Below are 18,498 nucleotides of genomic sequence, written 5' to 3'. Positions count from 1 at the left end.
GGCGTCCCGGCGACCGCTGCGACCGGAGACACATCACAGCAGGTCGGCGGTTTAACCAGCGGCTCACGGGTGACCCTTGTGGGGTACAGCCTGACAAGGGGGGACCCACAATGTCCGACGACGACACCAGCAACCGGCCGAGTCGCACTGCCGAACGGCCGCACGACGTAACCGACCCGCTGCTCTGGCAACTGGCGATCGACGTGCTGAGCGCCCACGAGCCGGACGACGAGGGTCAGTGCCGCAACCTTCAGTGCGCCGGGCAGTCCTGGCCGTGCGCGGCCCGCGCCGGCGCGGAGCAGTCGATGCGACTGGCCCGCAGCACACCCGCCCCGGTCGAGATGACCGTCGACGGCGGCGACAACGAGGAGGGCGGCACGGGCTGGTCCGGGGAGGGCAGCGCACCGGCGCCCCGCTGGGGCTGGAACGCCGGCCCGGTCACGTCGCACCGAGGGTCGAAGGCATCCGCCTCCGCGGCGTGACGGCTTCCCCCCGGGGTACGGGCGCTCGGGCTGATCGCACCACACGTACGAACGCTCGGCCGGTGACCCGGCCGAGCGTTCGTGTGTCATCCGTCAGAGGCTGAGCCGCTGACGCGGGAAGACCGTCAGAGGCTGAGCCGCTGACCCGGGAAGATCAGGCCCGGGTCGGCCCCGATCAGCTGCCGGTTGTGCTCGTAGAGCGCCTGCCAACCGCCGGTCACCCGGTGGCTGTCGGCGATCTCCGACAGGGTGTCGCCCGGCTTGACCAGGTACGTCTGGCCGCCCGTGGTCGGCGCGGTGCGCTCGTGGTTGCGGGTCGCCGGCTGCTCCCGCCGCGAGGGCCGCTCCTGCTGCTCGGTGGGCTTCTGCGTGGACTTCGTCGACGGCTTCGCGGTGGACTTCGTCGACGGCTTCGCGGTGGAGCCGCCGGACGACCCGCCCTTCTTGCCGCAGGTCGGCCACGCGCCGATGCCCTGCCCGTCGAGCACCTTCTCGGCGATGGCGATCTGCTCGCCGCGGCTGGCCAGGTCGGCACGGGCGGCGTACTTCTTGCCGCCGTAGCCGGCCCAGGTGCTCTGGGAGAACTGCAGGCCACCGTAGTAGCCGTTGCCGGTGTTGATCTTCCAGTTACCGCCGGACTCGCACTTGGCGATCGCGTCCCAGTTGACCGCGGCCTGCGCGGGGGCGGCCGGGCCGAAGAGGGCGACAGCACCGGTGACCGCACCGACGGCCAGGGTGCCGACGGCGAGACGGCGGGTGGTGACCCGTCGGTGACGGGGCGTGTAGACAGACGTCATGTGAACTTCCTCCACGCCGGCGAGGTGAGCTGTCGGGTTCGGGCCGAGGAGCCCGGCCGCACGATGGCGGCTTCACCCCGAGGTGACGTGCACCGAGGAACGTTTGGGTCCCCCGCTCCTGCCCGGGTGACTGGGTTCCACCGACCGGGGGCAGGATTTGGCGTTGCCGGCCGTGGTGTCCGCAGTGGCGAACCCGACCGACGTTAGGCACGGTCGGTGACGATCGCCCAACCCCTGTGAAGTTCTTCACCGGGGTACGCGGGGCGTCACTCGCAGCGGTTGCGGGCGGGTGGTCAGTGTGCAGTGACCACCGTGGACCGTTGCGGATCAGATGCGGTGACGGAGCCAGAGCACGATGCGCCGCAGCAGCTCGACGTGTCCCGGCGACTCGTACGACCGGGTGTCGTGACCGAGTGCGTTGTAGACGATCCGGCTGCTCCCGGCCGTGCGCGCCCAGACGAGCGGTTGGGTGTCGCCACCCTCGTCGTGGACGTAGAGAGTCTCGACGTCGACGCCGTCGAGCAACTCCAGGTCGGTGTAGCGCTCGTCGTGCACCTCGAAGTCCACGAGACCGGTAGTGATCGGGTGCTCGATGTCGGTGCGTCGGATGAGGCTGGTTCCGATCGGCGGGTGGAAGGTCCGACCGTGGTCCCAGGCGGCGCCGACCGTGGACCGCCAGGTCGCGAGCTGGGGAAACGCGATCGTCGCGCTGTGCGTGGCGAGCAGGCTGCCGCCACGGGCCAGGAAGGCGTCGAGAACGCGGCCGAACTCCTCGTCCTGCGGGATTGGGGCCGTGCGGTCGGCGCTGGCGTTCACCACCAGGAGGCGGGCGCCGTCGAGTGCGGTCGCGAGTTGGTCGACGGTGGTCACGATCGCCACCGGGCCCGCGTCGCCGACGAGCTGGGCGATCGCCGCGCTGGTCTCGGCCAACGGGTGCCAGGGATCGGCGTGCGGGCCCTCCCCGCTGAAGATCACTGTGTCGACCGGCATGACCGTGCTCCGCTCTTCATTTGGACGATTTTCGAAATCACTAAACCAAAGCTAGCATGGCGTCCATGAGAGCCCTGCATCATCCCGATCTCGCTTCCGTCGACCTCGCCACCGTGCTCGGCGCCCTCGCCGACCCGGTGCGCCTGAGTGTCGTACGACAGTTGGCGCAGGCCGGTGGGGTCGTCTGCGGGAAGTTCGACGCGTTGTCCGAGGTGAGCATGTCCACGCTGTCGCATCACCTGAAGGTGCTGCGGGCAGCCGGCGTCCTCCGCGTCACGCCCAACGGCAGCTTCCGCAGACACGAATTGCGTGCGGACGACATCAATGACCGGTTTCCCGGGCTCCTTCCCGCGGTCATCGCCAACCTCGACCTGACCGAACGAGTGGAAGTTCCCGCATGAGCGACACCAGACCGGCCCGGCCGAGCGGGCCGCGCACACTGGGCCTGTCCGCCGACGAGGTCCTGAGCACGACCCGCGCCGTCCGCAAGCGTCTCGACCTGGGACGCCCGGTCCCCCGCGACGTGATCGAGGACTGCCTGCGCATCGCGCTTCAGGCCCCCAGCGGCCGCAACAGGCAACGCTGGGACTTCATCTTCGTCGAGGATCCGCAGACCCGGGCCGCCGTCGCCCGACTGTGGCGACTCGGGCTGATGGCACCGCCACCCGCGTCGGGCGGCACCGGGCCGGCCTTCAGCCGGATGGACTTCGCCTCCGAGCAGTGGGGCCGGATCGCCGGCAGCCTGCAACACCTGGCGGATCACCTGCACGAGGTGCCGCTGCTGCTCATCCCCTGCCTGCGGGTCGAGTCCCGCGCCGAGCTGGCCAGCGTGCGCGGGCAGGCCGGGGCCTGGAGTTCGGTCATCCCGGCGTTCTGGAGCTTCATGCTGGCCGCCCGGGAACGCGGGCTCGGCACCGCGTGGACCACGAGCCATCTCAGCTACGAAAGGGAGATGGCAGACCTGCTCGGCATCCCCTACGACACCGTCGTGCAGGTGGCGCTCACGCCGGTGGCGTACACCCTGGGCACCGATTTCAAGCCCGGTCCGCGGGCCGACGCGGACGGGTTCGCCCACTGGAACCGCTGGTAGCCGGCCACCGCCGGCGGCGGGCCCCCCGGTGACCCGGGAAGCCCGCCGCTTGAGGGGGTACGCCAGCTACAGGGTGCGCGCCAGCCGGTCGGCGAGCGTCCGGGTGAAGCGGGCCGGGTCGGTCAGCTCACCGCCCTCGGCGAGCACCGCCAGGCCGTAGAGCAGCTCGGCGGTCTCGGTCAGGGCCGAGGGGTCGCTGCCCTGCTCGTGGGCCTTGCGCAGCCCGGACACCAGCGGGTGACCGGGGTTGATCTCCAAGATCCGCTTGGTCGGGGGAACCTCGTGCCCCATCGCCCGGTACATCTTCTCCAGGGTCGGCGTGAGGTCGTGGGCGTCGCCGACGACGCAGGCCGGCGAGGTGGTCAGTCGCGACGACAGACGCACCTCCCGGACGCTGTCGGTCAGGGTGGTGCCCAGCCAGTCGAGCAGGGCGGCGAACTCCTGCCGCTGCTGCTCGCGCTCGGCCTCGGCCTGCTGCTTCTCCTCGTCGGTGTCCAGGTCGATCTCGCCCTTGGCGATGGACCGCAGCGGCCGACCGTCGTACGCGCCGACCCGCTCGACCCACACCTCGTCGACCTGGTCGGTGAGCAGCAGCACCTCGTGGCCCTTGGCCCGGAACGCCTCCAGGTGCGGCGAGTTCTCGATGGCGGCCCGGGACTCGCCGGTGGCGTACCAGATGTCGCTCTGGCCGTCCTTCATCCGTGAGACGTAGCCGGCGAGGTCGGTGGGCTCGGCGGGGTCGTGGGTGGAGGCGACCGACAGGAGGTCCAGCAGGGTGTCGCGGTTGTCGGTGTCGTCGATCAGCCCTTCCTTGACCACCGCGCCGAACTCGGTCCAGAAGGTGCGGTACCTCTCGGCGTGGTTGGCCTTGAGGTCCTTGACCGTGGCGAGGATCTTCTTCACCAGGCGACGGCGGACGATCTGGATCTGCCGGTCCTGCTGGAGGATCTCGCGGGAGATGTTCAGCGACAGGTCGTGCGCGTCGACCACGCCCTTGACGAAGCGCAGGTAGGTCGGGACCAGCGCCTCGCAGTCGTCCATGATGAAGACGCGCTTGACGTAGAGCTGGACACCGCGGCGGCCCTGCGGGGAGAACAGGTCGAGCGGGGCGTGGCTGGGCAGGAACAGCAGCGCCTCGTACTCGAAGGTGCCCTCGCCCTTCATGTGCACGACCTCGAGCGGGTCGGCCCAGTCGTGGCTGACGTGCTTGTAGAACTCGTTGTACTCGGCGGCGTCGACCTCGTCGCGGGGTCGAGCCCAGAGTGCCTTCATCGAGTTGAGGGTCTGCACCTCGCTGGTGGCGGCCTCGCCGTCGGCGCCGGGCCGCTCGACGCTCATCCGGATCGGCCAGGCGATGAAGTCGGAGTATCGCTTGACGATCTCCCGGACGGTCCACTCGGCGGTGTAGTCGTGCAGGTTGTCCTCGGTGTCGACCGGCTTGAGGTGCAGGGTCACCGTGGTGCCCTGCGGCGCCTCGTCGACCGACTCGATCGAGTAGGTGCCCTCGCCGGTGGACTCCCAGCGGGTGCCGCCGGTCTCGCCGGCCTTGCGGGTCAGCAGGGTGACCCGGTCGGCGACCATGAACGCGGCGTAGAAGCCGACGCCGAACTGGCCGATCAGGTCCTGCGAGGCGTGGGCGTCGGCGGAGTCGCGCAGCTTGCGCAGCAGCTCTGCGGTGCCCGACTTGGCGATGGTGCCGATCAGCTGGACGACCTCGTCGCGGGTCATCCCGATGCCGTTGTCCCGCACGGCGAGGGTGCGGGCGTCCCGGTCGACCTCGAGGGCGACGTGCAGGTCGTCGGTGTCGGCGACGAGGTCCTTGTCGACAAGCGTGGCCAGTCGCAGCTTGTCCAGGGCGTCGGACGCGTTCGAGATGAGTTCCCGCAGGAAGACGTCCTTGTTCGAATAGATCGAGTGGACCACCAACTGGAGGAGCTGACGCGCCTCGGCCTGGAATTCCAACGTTTCGGCCTGGTTGCTCACACCGTCTCCCATCTCGGCTCGTGCGGAGGTTCGCGGAAAGGATACGAGCCGTCACCGGCAGGGTTGTGGCCGCCTCGGGGTCGCATTCCCGATTCAGGGGGGTCACCGTCGTGACGTAGCTGACTTTGGTGAACGCAAGTCAGGTCGGATAGCGTGACGGCCATGAAGATCGCTGGAAGCACCGCACTCGTCACCGGCGCCAACCGTGGCCTCGGCCGCCACCTGACCGCCGAACTCCTCGCCCGGGGCGCCACCGTCTACGCCGGCGCCCGCAACCCCGACAGCGTCGACCTGCCCGGCGTGACACCGGTCCGCCTCGACATCACCGACCCCGCCTCGGTGGCCGCAGCCGCCGAGCTGGCCGGGAACGTGAACCTGCTGATCAACAACGCCGGCATCGACACCCGGACCGATCTGCTCGACGGCGACCTGGACCTCGTCCGGCTGGAGCTGGAGACCCACTACATCGGCACCCTCTCGACGGTCCGGGCGTTCGCGCCGGTCATCGCCGGCAACGGCGGCGGAACGATCCTCAACGTGCTCTCCGTGCTGTCCTGGTTCGGCTTGCCGATCCACGGGGCCTACAGCGCCGCCAAGTCCGCCGAGTGGTCGATGACCAACGTCCTGCGCGTCCAGCTCGCCGAGCGGGGCATCCGGGTCTCCGGCCTGCACGTCGGCTACCTGGACACCGACATGGCCGCCGACGTCACCGGCCCGAAACTGGACCCGGCGACGATCGCCCGGATCGGGGTGGACGGCATCGAGGCCGACGCGTACGAGATCCTCGCCGACGACCTGAGCCGCCAGGTGCAGGCCGGGCTGGCCGGCGGCGTCGCCGCGCTCTACCCGCAGCTCCCCTGACCCCCAACGCGACGAGCCGCCGCCGGGAAACCCCGGCGGCGGCTCGCTTCTGCGGGTACGCGGTCAGCTCGCCTGCAACGTCACGTCGTCGATCACGAAGCTGGTCTGCAACGACGAGTCCTCGGTGCCGGTGAACGTGAGCGTCACCGTCTGCCCGGCGTACGCGGCAACGTTGAGCGTGCGCTGGACGTAGCTGGTGGAGGCGTTGAGGTTCGAGTACGTCGCCAGCGTGGTCGAGCCCATCCGCACGGTCAGCTTGTCGTACGCCGTGGACGTGGTCGTCTCGGCGGTGTCGATGCGAGTCCAGAACGACAGCGTGTAGCTGGCGCAGCCGGCCGGCACTGTCACCGACTGGGACAGGGTCTCGGTGCGGGTGCTGCCGTACCCGTTGAGCCACGCCTTGTATGACCCGGTCCGGGCCGGCTTGCTGCTGGAGTTGGTGATAACGCCGGAGGACGCCGTCCACACCGTGGCGCCGCTCTCGAAGCCGCCGTTGCCGATCACCTGGGTGGCGGCGCAGCCGCCGGTGCCGGTCACGGTGAGAGTGAGGGTGGCGCTGCGGGTGACCGAGCCGGTGCCGGTGACCGTCACTGTGAAGGTGCCGGTCGCGGCGCTTGACGACGCGGTGAGGGTCATCGTCGACGAGCCGCCGGAGGTCACCGAGGACGGGCTGAACGAGACGCTCACCCCGCTGGGCGCGCCGGAGGCGGAAAGGCTGACCGACTGCGCCGAGCCGGCCGTGGTGGCGGTGGAGACCGTGGCGGTGGTGCTGGCGCCCCGCGCGACGGTGCGCGTCGTGGGGCTCACCGCGACGGAGAAGTCGTTGGTGGGGGTGCCGCCGCCCACGGCGAGCTGCCACAGCGCGTACGCGACACCGTCGGCCGCCCTGTTCAGCACCGTCGCGCTGACGTTGGCGGTGGTGTCACAGGCACGGTGGTAGCAGGGGTCGTACGCCGAGTTGGCGGTGCCGCCCCACTTGGCGGCCTGGGAGCTGGTCTTGCGGGCGCTGGCCCCGGCGGCGTAGCCCGAGGTGGGGATGCCGGCCTGCTGGAAGTAGTAGTCGTCGGAGCGGCCCTGGCCCTCGACGTTCTCCTCCGGCGCAAGGCCCAACGAGTCCCAGTACGCCTTCAGCGGCGCCGCAGTGGTCGAGGTGACCCGGTTGATGAAGTAGCCGCCGTTGACCGAGCCGACCATGTCGAAGTTGTAGTAGCCCTTGATGTAGCCGCGCTGGGTGGTGTTGAGCGAGTTGACGTAGAACCGGGAGCCGTTGAGCCCCTGCTCCTCGTCGGTCCACCAGGCGAACCGGACCTTCTTCGTCATGGTCGGGTTCTGCGCGGCCAGGACCAGGGCGTTCTCCAGCAGGGTGGACGAGCCGGTGGCGTTGTCGTTGATGCCCGGGCCGGCCGAGACGCCGTCGAGGTGGGCGCCGAACATGACCACCTGGTCCGTCGGGCCGCCGGGCCACTCGGCGATCAGGTTGTTCGAGGGGTACGTGCAGCTGGAGCAGTACTGCTCGCTGACGGTGTAGCCGGCCGACTGGAGCTTGGTCTTGACGTACGCCAGCGAGGCGGTGTAGCCGGCCGAGCCGGCCCTGCGGTTACCGCCGTTGCTGGTGGCGATGCTGTTGAACTGGGTGAGGTGGGCCTGGACGTTGCTGACGGAGATGTCCGGTGCTGCCAACGCGGCGGCGGTCGCGGCGATCGGCCGGGCCTCCGTCATCGTGGTCATGGGCGACGCGGCTACCGGCTGGGCAGCCAGCGTCACCGTCATTCCGGCGAACACGGCAAGCGCGATTCCCGCGCTCAGCGTTCTGCCTCTCATGGGGGCTCCTCGGGGGTTGGAGAGATACCCGAGACACTTACAGATGTCGATCCATTGGGCATCGGTCGTTCGTCCCGAACCGCCGCCGCTTCGACGGTGGGTACCGGCGGCGGCACAGGTGAGTAGAGGTGCCAGGATGGGTAGGTAACGCCAGCAGGGGTCGTCGGGCCCGGAACGGGGGCTAGCGATGGGGCCGGGTCGAGCGTGACACGACCCAGCATCGACCTGTTCAGCGGCGGCGGTGACACCGGTCGGCTGATGGCGGAGCTGGACTGGGCCCGTACGCCACTGGGTCCGGTCAGCGGATGGCCACAGAGCCTGCGCGCCGCGGTCCGGCTCGTGCTCTCCTCCCGCTACCCCATGCTGCTGCTCTGGGGCGACGACTTCTCCCAGCTCTACAACGACGCGTACTCCACCCTGATCGGCGACAAACACCCCGCAGCGCTCGGCAACGACGTGCGGGTGACACTGGCCGAGGGCTGGGACGTGCTCGCCCCGCTGATCGAGCAGGCCATGGCGACCGGGGTGGCCAGCTGGGTCCCCGCGCTGCAACTGCTGCTGGAGCGGGCCGGCTACCGCGAGGAGGCGTACTTCAGCGTCTCGCACGCGCCGGCCCGCGACGACGAGGGCCGCACGGTCGGGGTGTTCACCGTGTGCAGCGAGGTCACCGAGCAGGTGGTCGGCGAACGCCGGCTGCGCCTGCTGCGCGACCTGTCCGTTTTCGGCGACGGACGCACCGTCGACGTGGACGCCACCGCCGCCCGGCTGATCGACACGATCGACAGCCACCCGCTGGACGTGCCGTTCGCCGCCATCTACCTGCGCGACGGCACGGTGCTGCGGCGGCTCGCCTGCACCCTCGGCGGCCAGAAACACGAGGGGGCACTCCCGGACACCGTCGGGCTGGCCGACCCCGGCCCGGTCGCGTACGCCTGGGGGCTGCCGGACGCCGCCGAGGGCCGCCCGACCCAGGTGACCGACGTGGCCGACCGACTGCCACTGCCCGCCGGCCCGTGGGGCGACCTGGTCCGCACCGCGCTGGCGCTGCCACTGCCCTCCGGCGACGAGGACCAGCCGCTCGGTGTCCTGCTGGCGGGGATCAGCCCCAGCCGAGGGCTCGACGAGGCGTACCGGTCCTTCAACCAGCTGCTGGCGCAGCAGATCTCCGTGGCGCTGCGCAACGCCCAGGAGTACGAGGAGGAGCGGCGCCGGGTCGAGGCGTTGGCCGAACTGGACCGGGTCAAGACCGACTTCTTCGCCAACGTCAGCCACGAGTTCCGTACCCCGTTGACCCTCATGCTCGGCCCACTGGCCGACGCCCTCACCGACGCCACAGCGCCCCTGGCCCCCGTGCAGCGGGAGCGGGTGGAGACCGCGTGGCGCAACGCCACCCGACTGTTGACGCTGGTCAACAGCCTCCTCACCTTCAGCAGCCTGGAGGCCGGGCGGGCCCGCAGCGAGGCCCGCGCGGTCGACCTGTCCGCGCTCACCACCGAGCTGGCCGGCGTGTTCCGGGCCGCCGTCGAGCGGGCCGGGCTGACCCTGGAGGTGGCCTGCCCACCGCTGCCACGGCCGGTCACCATCGACCCGGTCAACTGGGAACGCATCGTCACCAACCTGCTCTCCAACGCTCTGAAATACACGTTCATCGGCCGGATCCGGGTCACCCTGGACACCGACGACGAGGAGGTACGCCTCACCGTCGCCGACACCGGCATCGGCATCGGCGACCAGGACCTGCCGAAACTCTTCGAACGCTTCCACCGGGTGCGGGGCGCCCGCTCACGCAGCCACGAGGGCACCGGCATCGGCCTGGCCCTGGTGCACGAGTTGGCCCGGCTGGAGGGCGGCGAGGTCCGGGTGGCCAGCCGGGTGGGCGTCGGCAGCACCTTCACCGTGGCGCTTCCCTGGTCGGCGGCGCGCCGAACGGCGTTGACCGGCCCGCCGGTGGACGGGCGGGGCGACGCCGCCCGCGCCGCTGTCGAGGAGGCGATGGGTTGGCTCGCCGAACCGGACGGCAGTGTGACGGAGCCCGACCGTACGATCGGCCCGCCGGTGGACGAGCTGGCCGGGTCCCGGATCCTGGTCGCCGACGACAACAGCGACATGCGGGCGTACCTCACCCGGCTGCTCACCGGGCAGGGCTGGCGGGTACGGGCCGTCACCGACGGCCGGCAGGCCCTCGACGAGATCCACCGAGAGCGACCCGACCTGGTCCTGACCGACGTGATGATGCCGGTGATGGACGGCTTCGACCTGCTGCGCAGGTTGCGCGCGGACTCGGCGACCCGGGCGCTGCCGGTGCTGGTGCTCTCGGCCCGTGCCGGCGGTGAGGCCAGCGTGGAGGGCCTGAGCCTGGGGGCCGACGACTATTTGGTCAAGCCGTTCGCCGCGACCGAGCTGATCGCGCGGATCCGCGCGGCCATCCGGCGGGCCCGCGACCGCATCGCCGCCAACCCAGCGACGCTCGATCCCGCATCGGCGACGACGCGACCAGCCGAGGTCACCGCCACCGCACCGGCTTCGGCGATCGAACCCGTCGGCGACACGTCAGTGGTGCCGGCGGCTCCGGCCGACCGGAACGGGCTGGGCGACGGGCTCGGCGACGTCCTGGACGTCAGGTGGGCGTACCCGTCCGCACCCACCTCGGCCGCGATGATGCGTCGGGACGTCCGGCGGACACTGGGCGAGCTCGACGTCGACCCGGACGTGCTGGAGGATCTGCTGCTCGCCGCGTCCGAGGCGATGAACAACGCCGTCGAGCACGCGCAGCGGCCCAGCCGTCCGGAGGTGCGGGTGCGGGTCCAGGTCGGTGTCGGCCTGGTCCGGATCTCGGTGCGGGACTTCGGCACCTGGCGGGACCGGCGACCGGCGATGGACCGGGGACGCGGCGCGCTGCTGATGAACGCGTACGGCGACGTGCGGCTGGTCTCCACGCTCGAGGGGACGACGGTGACCATCGAGCGCCGGTTGGCCGAACCGGCCTGAGCGACCAGCCGGCGGCCGTGGTGCCTACTCGGCGCAGTGAGGCCAGTGGGCGCGCCTCATCAAGTGGGGCGACCGCGCTCCTGGGCGAGCCGCTCGTCCAGCCGGCCCAGCTCGTAGATCGCGTTGAGGCTGGTCGGCAACCGGCTGACATTGTCCGGCACGGGTCCAGGATCCGGCGCGGGTGCGGGATCGGGCGCGGGTGCGAGATCCGGCGCGGGTGCGGCGGCGGGGGCCGACGGACGACGGCGCAGGAGCCACACGGCCAACACGACCATGGCAGCCAGGACCAGCACGTAGGACACCGGCGGCCACCTGTCGCGGGCGGGGCTGGCGAGCGACGGCGGGGTGACCGGAGCGGGAGGGGCACCGGCACGGCGGGGCACGGTTGCCTCCCGGGTGCCGGTGACCTCGCCACCGGCGGGTCGAGCCGGTGCGACCGGAGCGGCCGGGACCTGGACCGCGGCCGACGACCCCGCGGGCGTGGGGGCCGCGGTTGGCCGCACCGGGCTGGGCTGGTCAGTGACCGCCGTCGGGCTCGGCGTGGGGGGCGCGGTTGGCGCCGTGCTCGGCGGATCGCCGCCATCGAGGAGGTCGTCGACGATCCGACCGACGCCACCGAGGAGGTCAGCGACCGGACCTGAGGTGGCCGACGGGGACGGCGTGGGCGCGAGAGCGAGGGTCAGCGCGAGGGCGACGAGGGCAGGCATGGGTCCACCTCGGATGTGTCGAGATGCCACGCACCGTATCCCATGGGCGACTGCGTGGGGTGACCCCAACACGCCGCGAGCGGGGACGCGTCGTGCGCGCGTCCCCGCTGCACTGTCCTTGATGGTCAGACGGGCAGACCCCCGACCTGGGTGGAGATCCAGGACCGGATGGACGGCAGGTCGACGTAGATGGACGGGCCGGTGGCGCAGGTGGAGTTGTTGTTGCCGGCCCGGCTGGTGGCGCCGATCAGGTTCCACACTCCGTTGACGCGGCGCACCTGGGGCCCACCCGAGTCGCCGTAGCAGGCGCCGGAATTGCCGTTGGTGTTGTTGGTGCAGATCTCGTACGGGCCGTTGATGCCGGAGCACCGACTGTCCGCCACGATGGACGTGTCCAGCTCGTTGGCGACCGCCGGTGCCGATCCGCAGCCCCGGGGCGCGCAGGTCTGGCCCCAGCCGATGATCCGGGTGGCGGTGCCGACCGCGCCGGAGGTGCTCGGGATCGGTGCGGGGGCGTACGTGACCGAGCTGGCCAGTTGCAGCAGCTTGACGTCGACGCTCGGGTGGTTGACCGCACGGGTCACCCGCACCACAGTCCCGCCGCTGGAGCGGTTGACGCTGCCCACCCGCACCGAGGACGGCGTCGAGCAGTGCTTGGCGGTGACCGCCCAGTTGCCCTTGATCAGCGTGCCGGTGCAGCCGGAGACGTAGACCATGAACGGGTAGTTCTCCGACGCCGGTCGGCCGCCGACCACCAACGGTTCGATGTCGGAGTCGCCGGTCCAGGTGTACGTCGTGCTGGCCGGCGCGGCCAGGCTGCCGGCGAACAGCGAGTTCACCCGGCTCGCCTCGGTCGAGCTGGGGTTGGCGTTGCGGCAGGACACCGGGGCGCTGCTGCCGGACATCAGGTCGGTGCACAGTCCGGTACGCCGGTCCGGCAGGCCCAGGATGTGCCCGATCTCGTGGGCGGCGATGCGGTTACGGTCGTAGCCCTGGTTGACGGCCGTGCGGCCCATCCAGATCCGTCCCGAGCCGAGGCCGGTCGGCTGCGCCCGGGGCCAGCCGTCGTCGACGTAGATGGTGATGCTGGCCGGGGTGCCGGCCAGCAGCCGGACGTTGCTGACCCGGCTGTTCCAGATCTGTGCCGCCTGGTCGAAGTTGGTGCGGAACTCACCGGTCCGGCTCGCGTCGTAGTAGACGGTCCGTACGGCGGCGGCCGGAGCGCCCGTGGCGAGCTGCACCCCGGCTGCCGCCAGCACGGCCACCAGCATGGCCATCGCCGTACGTCTCAGTTGTCGTCGGAACATCACGCACTCCCCTACGGTCGCCCGGCGGCCACCGGCCACCGATCATCGATGTATGTGAATGCTAGAGCCCGGGCGACCGATGTCCGACATAGCGGAAGCGTCATACCGCCGAGGGAATCCACTGTTACGCGGCGGTTACGCCGTGGCGAAGTGCCCGTGCCGAGAAGGGACGACGGTGGCGGCAGAGGGCCACCGGCAGCGCCGCCGCCACGTGGCCCCGAATCTCGAACGGAGAACCACGATGAGGATCAGAAGCGCACTGACGGCGATGGTGGTCGTCCTCGCCGGGCTGCTCGTCGGCGCGAGCAGCAGCACCGCGGCGGGTACCACGACCGGGTCGGCGTACTGCGGCATCACCTGGGGCAGCGGGGAGAAGTCGGCCGGCGCGCTCAGCGACGCCCCGCTGGTCGACGTCCGCACCGGGCGGCACGACTGCTACGACCGGGTGGTGTTCGAGTTCGCCGGCCCGGTCGACGGTTACGCGGTCGGCTACGGCGAGACGTGGACCGAGGGCGAGGGGCTGGCGTTGTCGCCGTACACGGCCGGAGGGGCGCTGCTGCGGGTCTCGCTGCGCGCACCGGCGTACGACGACGCACACCAGGGCACCGTGCCGTACGCGGTCGGTGAGCACGTCGCGAACCTGCTGCGCTACCCGACACTGCGTGACGTCGTCTTCGGCGGCAGCTTCGAGGGCTACAGCACCTTCGCGGTCGGCGTACGGGCGCGGTTGCCGTTCCGCACGTTCGTCCTCGCTGGCCCCGGCGGACACAGTCGGGTCGTGCTCGACGTGGCCCACCAGTGGTGATCAATACCGGACACCGAGCCGCCCCGGCAGACGCGTCCGTCGCCGGGGCGGTGGGTGTCGGGACGGCTCAGACGTGCAGGGTGGGGCGGTAGACGAGTTCCTGGGAGCTGTTCAAGATGTTCTCCGCTCACGGGTGACTCAGTGCGGTACGACGGGTCCGCAGGTAGGCCCGCTCGGTCTCGTTGGTGGCCAGTGCCACGGCCTGGTCGTAGGCGGCTCGTGCCTCGTCGTCGCGTCCGAGCCGGGCGAGCAACTCGGCCCGGGTGGCGGGCAGCCGGTGGTAGCCGGGGAGGTCGACACCCTCCAACGCGGCGAGGGCCACTGCCGGCCCGTGCACCTCGGCGACGGCGACGGCACGGTTGAGCGCGACGACCGGCGTTGGCGTGATCACGAGGAGCTGGTCGTACAGTGCGAGGACCTGTGGCCAGTCGGTGGCGGCGCCGTCGGTGTGCACCGCGCTGATCGCGGCCTGGATCTGGTACGGGCCGGGCCGGTTGCGCCGCAGGCAGCGGCGGACCAGGTTGTGGCCCTCAGCGATGAGTGCGCGGTTCCACAGTGACCGGTCCTGGTCGGCCAGCAGCACGAGCTCGCCGGTCGAGTCGAGCCGGGCCGGGCGGCGGGCCTCGGTCAGCAGCAACAGGGCGAGCAGGCCCAGGACCTCGGGCTCGTCGGGCATCAGCGCGGCGAGTTCGCGGGTGAGTCGGATCGCCTCGGTGCACAGGTCCGTTCTGATCAACGGCCCGGCGGTCGACGCGTACCCCTCGTTGAACATCAGGTAGAGCACGGTGAGCACCGGCGGCAGTCGGTCCGGCAGCTCATGTTCGGCGGGCACCCGGTACGGGATGTTGGCGTCCCGGATCTTTTTCTTGGCGCGCACGATCCGCTGGGCGACGGTGGCCTCCTGGACCAGGTAGGCCCGGGCGATCTCCGATACGTCGAGGCCACCGAGCAGGCGCAGCGTGAGGGCGGTCCGCGCGTCGGGGGCGAGCGCCGGGTGGCAGCAGGTGAAGATGAGTCGCAGCTGGTCGTCCTTCACCGGTCCCACCTCTCGCGGCTCGTCCTGGTGGTGCAGCAGCAGTGCCTGGGCGTGCCGGGCCTCGCGGGTCGACTCCCGGCGGAGCCGGTCGACGGCCCGGTTGCGGGCGGTGGTCACGATCCAGGCGCCCGGGTTGGGCGGCGGGGTCTGCCACTTCTGCAACGCCGTGGTGAAGGCGTCCTGGACCGCCTCCTCGGCGAGGTTGATGTCACCGAGGACGCGGGCCAGGGTCGCGACGCAGCGGCCGTACTCCGCGCGGTAGATGCTCGCCAGGTCCATGTCGGGTGACCGACCCCTGTTCAGGCCTGGGACAGGTCGTCGAAGGGGCGCACCTCGACCGGGCCGCAGGCCGCCGCGCACTTCTCGGCCCAGGCGAGCGCCTGGTCCAGGTCCTCGCACCTGATGACCCAGAACCCGGCGATGTGCTCCTTCGTCTCGGCGAACGGCCCATCGCTCATGGTGGTGGCGCCGTTCTCGACCCGGACGACGGTGGCGCTGTCCGGCGAGAGGAGCCCCCCGCCGAAGACCCAGGCGCCTGCGGCCAGCATCTCGTCGTTGATCCGGCCGGTTTCCGCGAACATGGTCTGCATCTCCTCGTCGGACGGGGCCGGCGCGCCCTCGACGAAGTGCACGGACAGCAGGTACTGCTTCATGACGTTCCTCCGGTAGGTCGGCGGGTGGATGGCGGCAGGTCAGGCGGCCAGGCGGCGCGCGACGGCGGGGATCACGATCACGGCCGCGACCAGGTGGGTGAGCATCAGCAGCGCCTTGGTGCCCGCCCCGGCGTCCGCGATCACGTCCGGCACCAGCGACAGGACGGTCAGCACCACCGTCGTGCGGACGAACGTGCGCCGCGGACGCCGGGCGAAACGGGACAGCAACGCGGCGAGGAGCACCCCGACGAGCGAGAATACGGCGGTCAGCACGCCGAACCCGGTCACCGGGATCGGCGCGTCGGCCACGTCGAGGCTGATGCCTGCCGCGTGGCCGACGGCGGCGACGGCCATGGTGGCGGCGCTCGCGGCGACCGTGGCGATGAGACCGGTACGAATCAGCGCGCCGAAGGTCGAGGTGGTGGTGGGAGTGGTGGTCGCTGTGCTGGTCATCGTGCCCTCCAGTGGGTGCGTGGCCCGCTGTTGTGCCGGGCTCTCACCAGGGCTACGAAGAGGATCAACCCCAATCGACAGGCACGCCAGAATCTTTTCGAAGACTTGATCGACTCGACGTTGGTGAAGTCGGGGTGTCCGGACACCGCGGATGCCCCGACTGTCACGAACGCGAGTGGATCATGCTCCGGCCACGGTCATGGGAGGACCGTGAGCCTCAGAGCGTGCGCTGGTATTCCTCCCAGGTCCGCTTGGGGCTGACTGCCGGCCCGTCATCGGCGCCCCGGTTGGCCAGCCCGTTACGACCGAGGTAATAGTCGCCGGCCTGGTTCTGCGCACCTGTCGACTGGTCGGTGTCGGACAGCGCGATGGCGTGGATGTGATAGCCCCAGTCCCCCTGGGCCGGGGTCCGCAGCCACGCGGCGAAGCCCACAGTCCGCAGGCGACGCAGCACATCCGTTCGCACGGCTGAGGAGAGCCCGCTGACCGAGAGATCGAGCGCACCGCCGCCGTCGTGCGTGCCGGCCGATGCGCCCACACCGCTGCTGTACGAGCCCTGCGTGATGCCGAGCTGACGGCCGAGCAGGCGTTCGGCCTCGAACAGCATCGACCTGGTGCGCGTGTTGACCTGCACACCGCGCAGGGTCACCACACTGCCGGGTGAGATCGCCCTGACCACTGTGTAACGCCCCTCGCCGAGCGACCGCAGCGACGACGGACCGGGCAGGCCGGTCGCATCGAGACCGGTGTAGCCGAGGGACCGCTGGTACGCCGCGTACGCGGCGATCGTGCTGGTGCCGAAATGCCCGTCGACGTACGTCGACGACAGCAGCCCTCTCGCCTGGAGGGCGCGCTCCACCAGCAGGACGCTGTCCTTGGCCCCGTCGGTGAGCGCGGTGTCCGGCCGACGCGGGTCGATCTGCGCCGCCTTGATCAGCGCTTCCATGTCCAGCTGCGGCAACGCGGCAGTGGCCGAGTTGGCCAGCGGTACGGCGCCGACCACCGCCGCACCGGCAGCGACGAGCAGGCTTCTTCTGGTGAGCACGCTTCCTCCGTAGGATATTGACCGATCTCCACCAACGAATGAAGGTAGTCTTCAATGCGGGAGCGGAGTTGTCACCCCACCGGGGCGTACGAAAGTCCGCGGCACTGCCGTCGTAGCTCCGTGTCAGCTAGCTGCCGGAGCCCTGCCCCGCCGGGTCGGGTGCCTGCTCGACGGCCTCGTCGGCCAGGTGCCAGACCTCCCGCATCGGCGCCCACCAGTCCCCCGAGCCGGGCTCGGCGAGCGACTCCTGACACGGGTCGGTCAGCTTCCACCACTCCTGTGTCTGCGGGTCCGCAGCGATGAGCCGCAGGTCGGCGTCGTAGTCGTCGCCGACGTACTCGTAGTAGCCGAAGAGCAGGTCGTCGTGGAGAAAGATGGTGTAGTTGCGGAAGTTCGCCTCGCGCAGCGTCTGCTCGACGCTCGGCCAGACGGTGGCGTGCAGCCGAAGATAGGTTTCCCGCTGCTCCGGTCGGAGTCGGATCACGCAGCCGTGACGTTGCACGTCGTGCCCCTTCGTGTGAACTGGTCGGATCGAGGCGGCCCGCGGGCCACCGGCAACGGCACGCGCCGTCCGCCGCCGATGGGCGTGGCGGTCGGTACGGGCTGACCGCCGGATCAGGCGGTGTGCTGATCCGAGCGATCGATGATCTCAGTAGCCCACGTCGAGATCAATGCTCGGCCCGGTGCGAGGTGGGGTTGTCGGTGCCGCTCAACGGTCCGGCCGGTCCGTGGAACCCGACCGTTTCGCCAGGCTGCGCACCGTGGCGGCGGGTCTACTCTCGGGTGATGGAGGGCCGCGTGCTGGTGGTCGAGGACGACGCCTCCATCCGGGAGGTCACCGCCCTCGGACTGCGCCGCGCCGGCTTCCGGGTCGACACCGCCGTCGACGGGCGGCAGGCCCTCGCGGCGTGGCGAGCCCACCCGGTCGACCTGATCGTGCTCGACGTCATGCTGCCCGGTCTGGACGGCCTGGACGTCTGCCGGGAGATCCGGCGTACCAGCCAGGTGCCGATCCTGATGCTGACCGCGCGCACCGACACCATCGACGTGGTGGTCGGGTTGGAGTGCGGCGCCGACGACTACCTGCGCAAGCCCTTCGACCTGCCCGAGTTGGTGGCCCGGGTCCGCTCGGTGCTTCGCAGAATGAGCGCTACCGCCCCGTCCACCATCATCGAGGTCGGCAGCCTGGAGATCGACCCGGGCAGCTTCGTGGTCCGTCGGCACGGCCGGGAGGTGGCGTTGACCGCCACCGAGTTCCGCCTGTTGCTGGAGCTGGCCCGCCGACCCGGCCAGGTCTTCACCCGGGAGTTGCTGCTGGACCTGGTCTGGCACCACGACTTCCTCGGCGACTCCCGGCTGGTCGACGTGGCGGTGCAACGGCTGCGCTCCAAGATCGAGGAGGACCCTGCGCAGCCACGGTTGGTCCGTACCGTGCGTGCCGCCGGCTACAAGCTGTCGGTGAGCTGACGGGAGGGTCGGC

18 protein-coding genes, 1 pseudogene and 1 riboswitch are annotated in these 18,498 nt (G+C 70.8%); of the genes and pseudogenes, 7 read left to right on the top strand and 12 right to left on the bottom strand.

Annotated elements, in window-relative coordinates; all coding sequences use genetic code 11:
* Positions 1-110 precede the first annotated feature (110 nt).
* Positions 111-482 (top strand): hypothetical protein, encoded by a 372-nt coding sequence (locus AC3CF1_RS01115; RefSeq protein WP_354981549.1) that lies wholly within the window; start codon positions 111-113, stop codon positions 480-482.
* 125 nt (positions 483-607) lie between these two features.
* On the opposite strand, the gene AC3CF1_RS01110 is transcribed toward AC3CF1_RS01115, so the two are convergent.
* Positions 608-1,279 (bottom strand): transglycosylase family protein, encoded by a 672-nt coding sequence (locus tag AC3CF1_RS01110; protein ID WP_488449318.1) that lies wholly within the window; start codon positions 1,277-1,279, stop codon positions 608-610.
* A riboswitch (cyclic di-AMP (ydaO/yuaA leader) is annotated at positions 1,280-1,452 on the bottom strand.
* Between the two features lie 154 nt (positions 1,453-1,606).
* Positions 1,607-2,269: a ThuA domain-containing protein gene (locus tag AC3CF1_RS01105; protein ID WP_488449317.1), complete on the bottom strand. Its 663-nt coding sequence runs from the start codon at positions 2,267-2,269 to the stop codon at positions 1,607-1,609.
* A gap of 65 nt (positions 2,270-2,334) precedes the next feature.
* Here AC3CF1_RS01105 and AC3CF1_RS01100 point away from each other — a divergent pair, with 65 nt between their 5' ends.
* Positions 2,335-2,670 (top strand): ArsR/SmtB family transcription factor, encoded by a 336-nt coding sequence (locus AC3CF1_RS01100; protein ID WP_488449316.1) that lies wholly within the window; start codon positions 2,335-2,337, stop codon positions 2,668-2,670.
* On the top strand, positions 2,667-3,359 hold the full coding sequence (locus tag AC3CF1_RS01095) for a nitroreductase family protein (RefSeq protein ID WP_488449315.1): 693 nt from the start codon (positions 2,667-2,669) through the stop codon (positions 3,357-3,359). Before AC3CF1_RS01100 ends, AC3CF1_RS01095 begins: the two co-directional genes overlap by 4 nt.
* A gap of 66 nt (positions 3,360-3,425) precedes the next feature.
* Here AC3CF1_RS01095 and htpG read toward each other — a convergent pair whose 3' ends face one another.
* Positions 3,426-5,354 carry a molecular chaperone HtpG gene (gene htpG / locus AC3CF1_RS01090; protein WP_488449314.1) on the bottom strand — a complete coding sequence of 643 codons (1,929 nt, stop codon included), beginning with the start codon at positions 5,352-5,354 and terminating at the stop codon, positions 3,426-3,428.
* Positions 5,355-5,504: 150 nt separating this feature from the next.
* Between htpG and AC3CF1_RS01085 the strand changes: the two genes are divergently transcribed.
* Positions 5,505-6,203 carry an SDR family oxidoreductase gene (locus AC3CF1_RS01085; protein ID WP_488449313.1) on the top strand — a complete coding sequence of 233 codons (699 nt, stop codon included), beginning with the start codon at positions 5,505-5,507 and terminating at the stop codon, positions 6,201-6,203.
* A gap of 63 nt (positions 6,204-6,266) precedes the next feature.
* On the opposite strand, the gene AC3CF1_RS01080 is transcribed toward AC3CF1_RS01085, so the two are convergent.
* Positions 6,267-8,024 carry a M28 family metallopeptidase gene (locus AC3CF1_RS01080; protein WP_488449312.1) on the bottom strand — a complete coding sequence of 586 codons (1,758 nt, stop codon included), beginning with the start codon at positions 8,022-8,024 and terminating at the stop codon, positions 6,267-6,269.
* Positions 8,025-8,228: 204 nt separating this feature from the next.
* On the opposite strand from AC3CF1_RS01080, the gene AC3CF1_RS01075 reads away from it, so the two are divergent.
* The gene (locus tag AC3CF1_RS01075) at positions 8,229-11,012 is read left to right on the top strand and encodes an ATP-binding protein (protein ID WP_488449311.1); all 2,784 of its coding nucleotides are present in this window, start codon (positions 8,229-8,231) and stop codon (positions 11,010-11,012) included.
* Positions 11,013-11,071: 59 nt separating this feature from the next.
* On the opposite strand, the gene AC3CF1_RS01070 is transcribed toward AC3CF1_RS01075, so the two are convergent.
* The 3 genes and pseudogenes from AC3CF1_RS01070 to AC3CF1_RS01060 form a co-directional block, all read right to left on the bottom strand.
* Positions 11,072-11,719: a hypothetical protein gene (locus tag AC3CF1_RS01070; protein WP_488449310.1), complete on the bottom strand. Its 648-nt coding sequence runs from the start codon at positions 11,717-11,719 to the stop codon at positions 11,072-11,074.
* A gap of 125 nt (positions 11,720-11,844) precedes the next feature.
* Positions 11,845-12,534, bottom strand: coding sequence for a S1 family peptidase (locus AC3CF1_RS01065; RefSeq protein ID WP_425888059.1), 690 nt, complete (start codon positions 12,532-12,534; stop codon positions 11,845-11,847).
* Positions 12,535-12,552: 18 nt separating this feature from the next.
* Positions 12,553-12,960 (bottom strand): annotated as a pseudogene (locus AC3CF1_RS01060) (snapalysin family zinc-dependent metalloprotease); the annotation flags it as partial.
* A gap of 307 nt (positions 12,961-13,267) precedes the next feature.
* Here AC3CF1_RS01060 and AC3CF1_RS01055 point away from each other — a divergent pair.
* Positions 13,268-13,831 (top strand): AMIN-like domain-containing (lipo)protein, encoded by a 564-nt coding sequence (locus tag AC3CF1_RS01055; RefSeq protein ID WP_488449309.1) that lies wholly within the window; start codon positions 13,268-13,270, stop codon positions 13,829-13,831.
* 127 nt (positions 13,832-13,958) lie between these two features.
* Here the strand turns inward: AC3CF1_RS01055 and AC3CF1_RS01050 are convergent, their stop codons facing one another.
* The 5 genes from AC3CF1_RS01050 to AC3CF1_RS01030 form a co-directional block, all read right to left on the bottom strand.
* Positions 13,959-15,146, bottom strand: coding sequence for an RNA polymerase sigma factor (locus AC3CF1_RS01050; RefSeq protein WP_488449308.1), 1,188 nt, complete (start codon positions 15,144-15,146; stop codon positions 13,959-13,961).
* A gap of 20 nt (positions 15,147-15,166) precedes the next feature.
* On the bottom strand, positions 15,167-15,520 hold the full coding sequence (locus AC3CF1_RS01045) for a YciI family protein (protein WP_088947882.1): 354 nt from the start codon (positions 15,518-15,520) through the stop codon (positions 15,167-15,169).
* Positions 15,521-15,559: 39 nt separating this feature from the next.
* Entirely contained in the window at positions 15,560-15,973 is a 414-nt protein-coding gene (locus AC3CF1_RS01040; protein ID WP_099852827.1) for a DUF6069 family protein, read from the bottom strand.
* 217 nt (positions 15,974-16,190) lie between these two features.
* Positions 16,191-17,018, bottom strand: coding sequence for a peptidoglycan-binding domain-containing protein (locus AC3CF1_RS01035; RefSeq protein WP_099852825.1), 828 nt, complete (start codon positions 17,016-17,018; stop codon positions 16,191-16,193).
* Positions 17,019-17,145: 127 nt separating this feature from the next.
* Entirely contained in the window at positions 17,146-17,502 is a 357-nt protein-coding gene (locus AC3CF1_RS01030) for an L-rhamnose mutarotase (protein WP_307871512.1), read from the bottom strand.
* A 302-nt stretch (positions 17,503-17,804) separates the two neighbouring features.
* On the opposite strand from AC3CF1_RS01030, the gene AC3CF1_RS01025 reads away from it, so the two are divergent.
* Entirely contained in the window at positions 17,805-18,485 is a 681-nt protein-coding gene (locus AC3CF1_RS01025) for a response regulator (protein ID WP_488449307.1), read from the top strand.
* Positions 18,486-18,498 lie beyond the last annotated feature (13 nt).

The sequence above is a fragment of the Micromonospora sp. MGP-C2 genome (assembly GCF_057766525.1).
The sequence above is the reverse complement of the archived record's forward strand: the minus strand, read 5'-3'. Positions and strand labels throughout refer to the sequence as shown.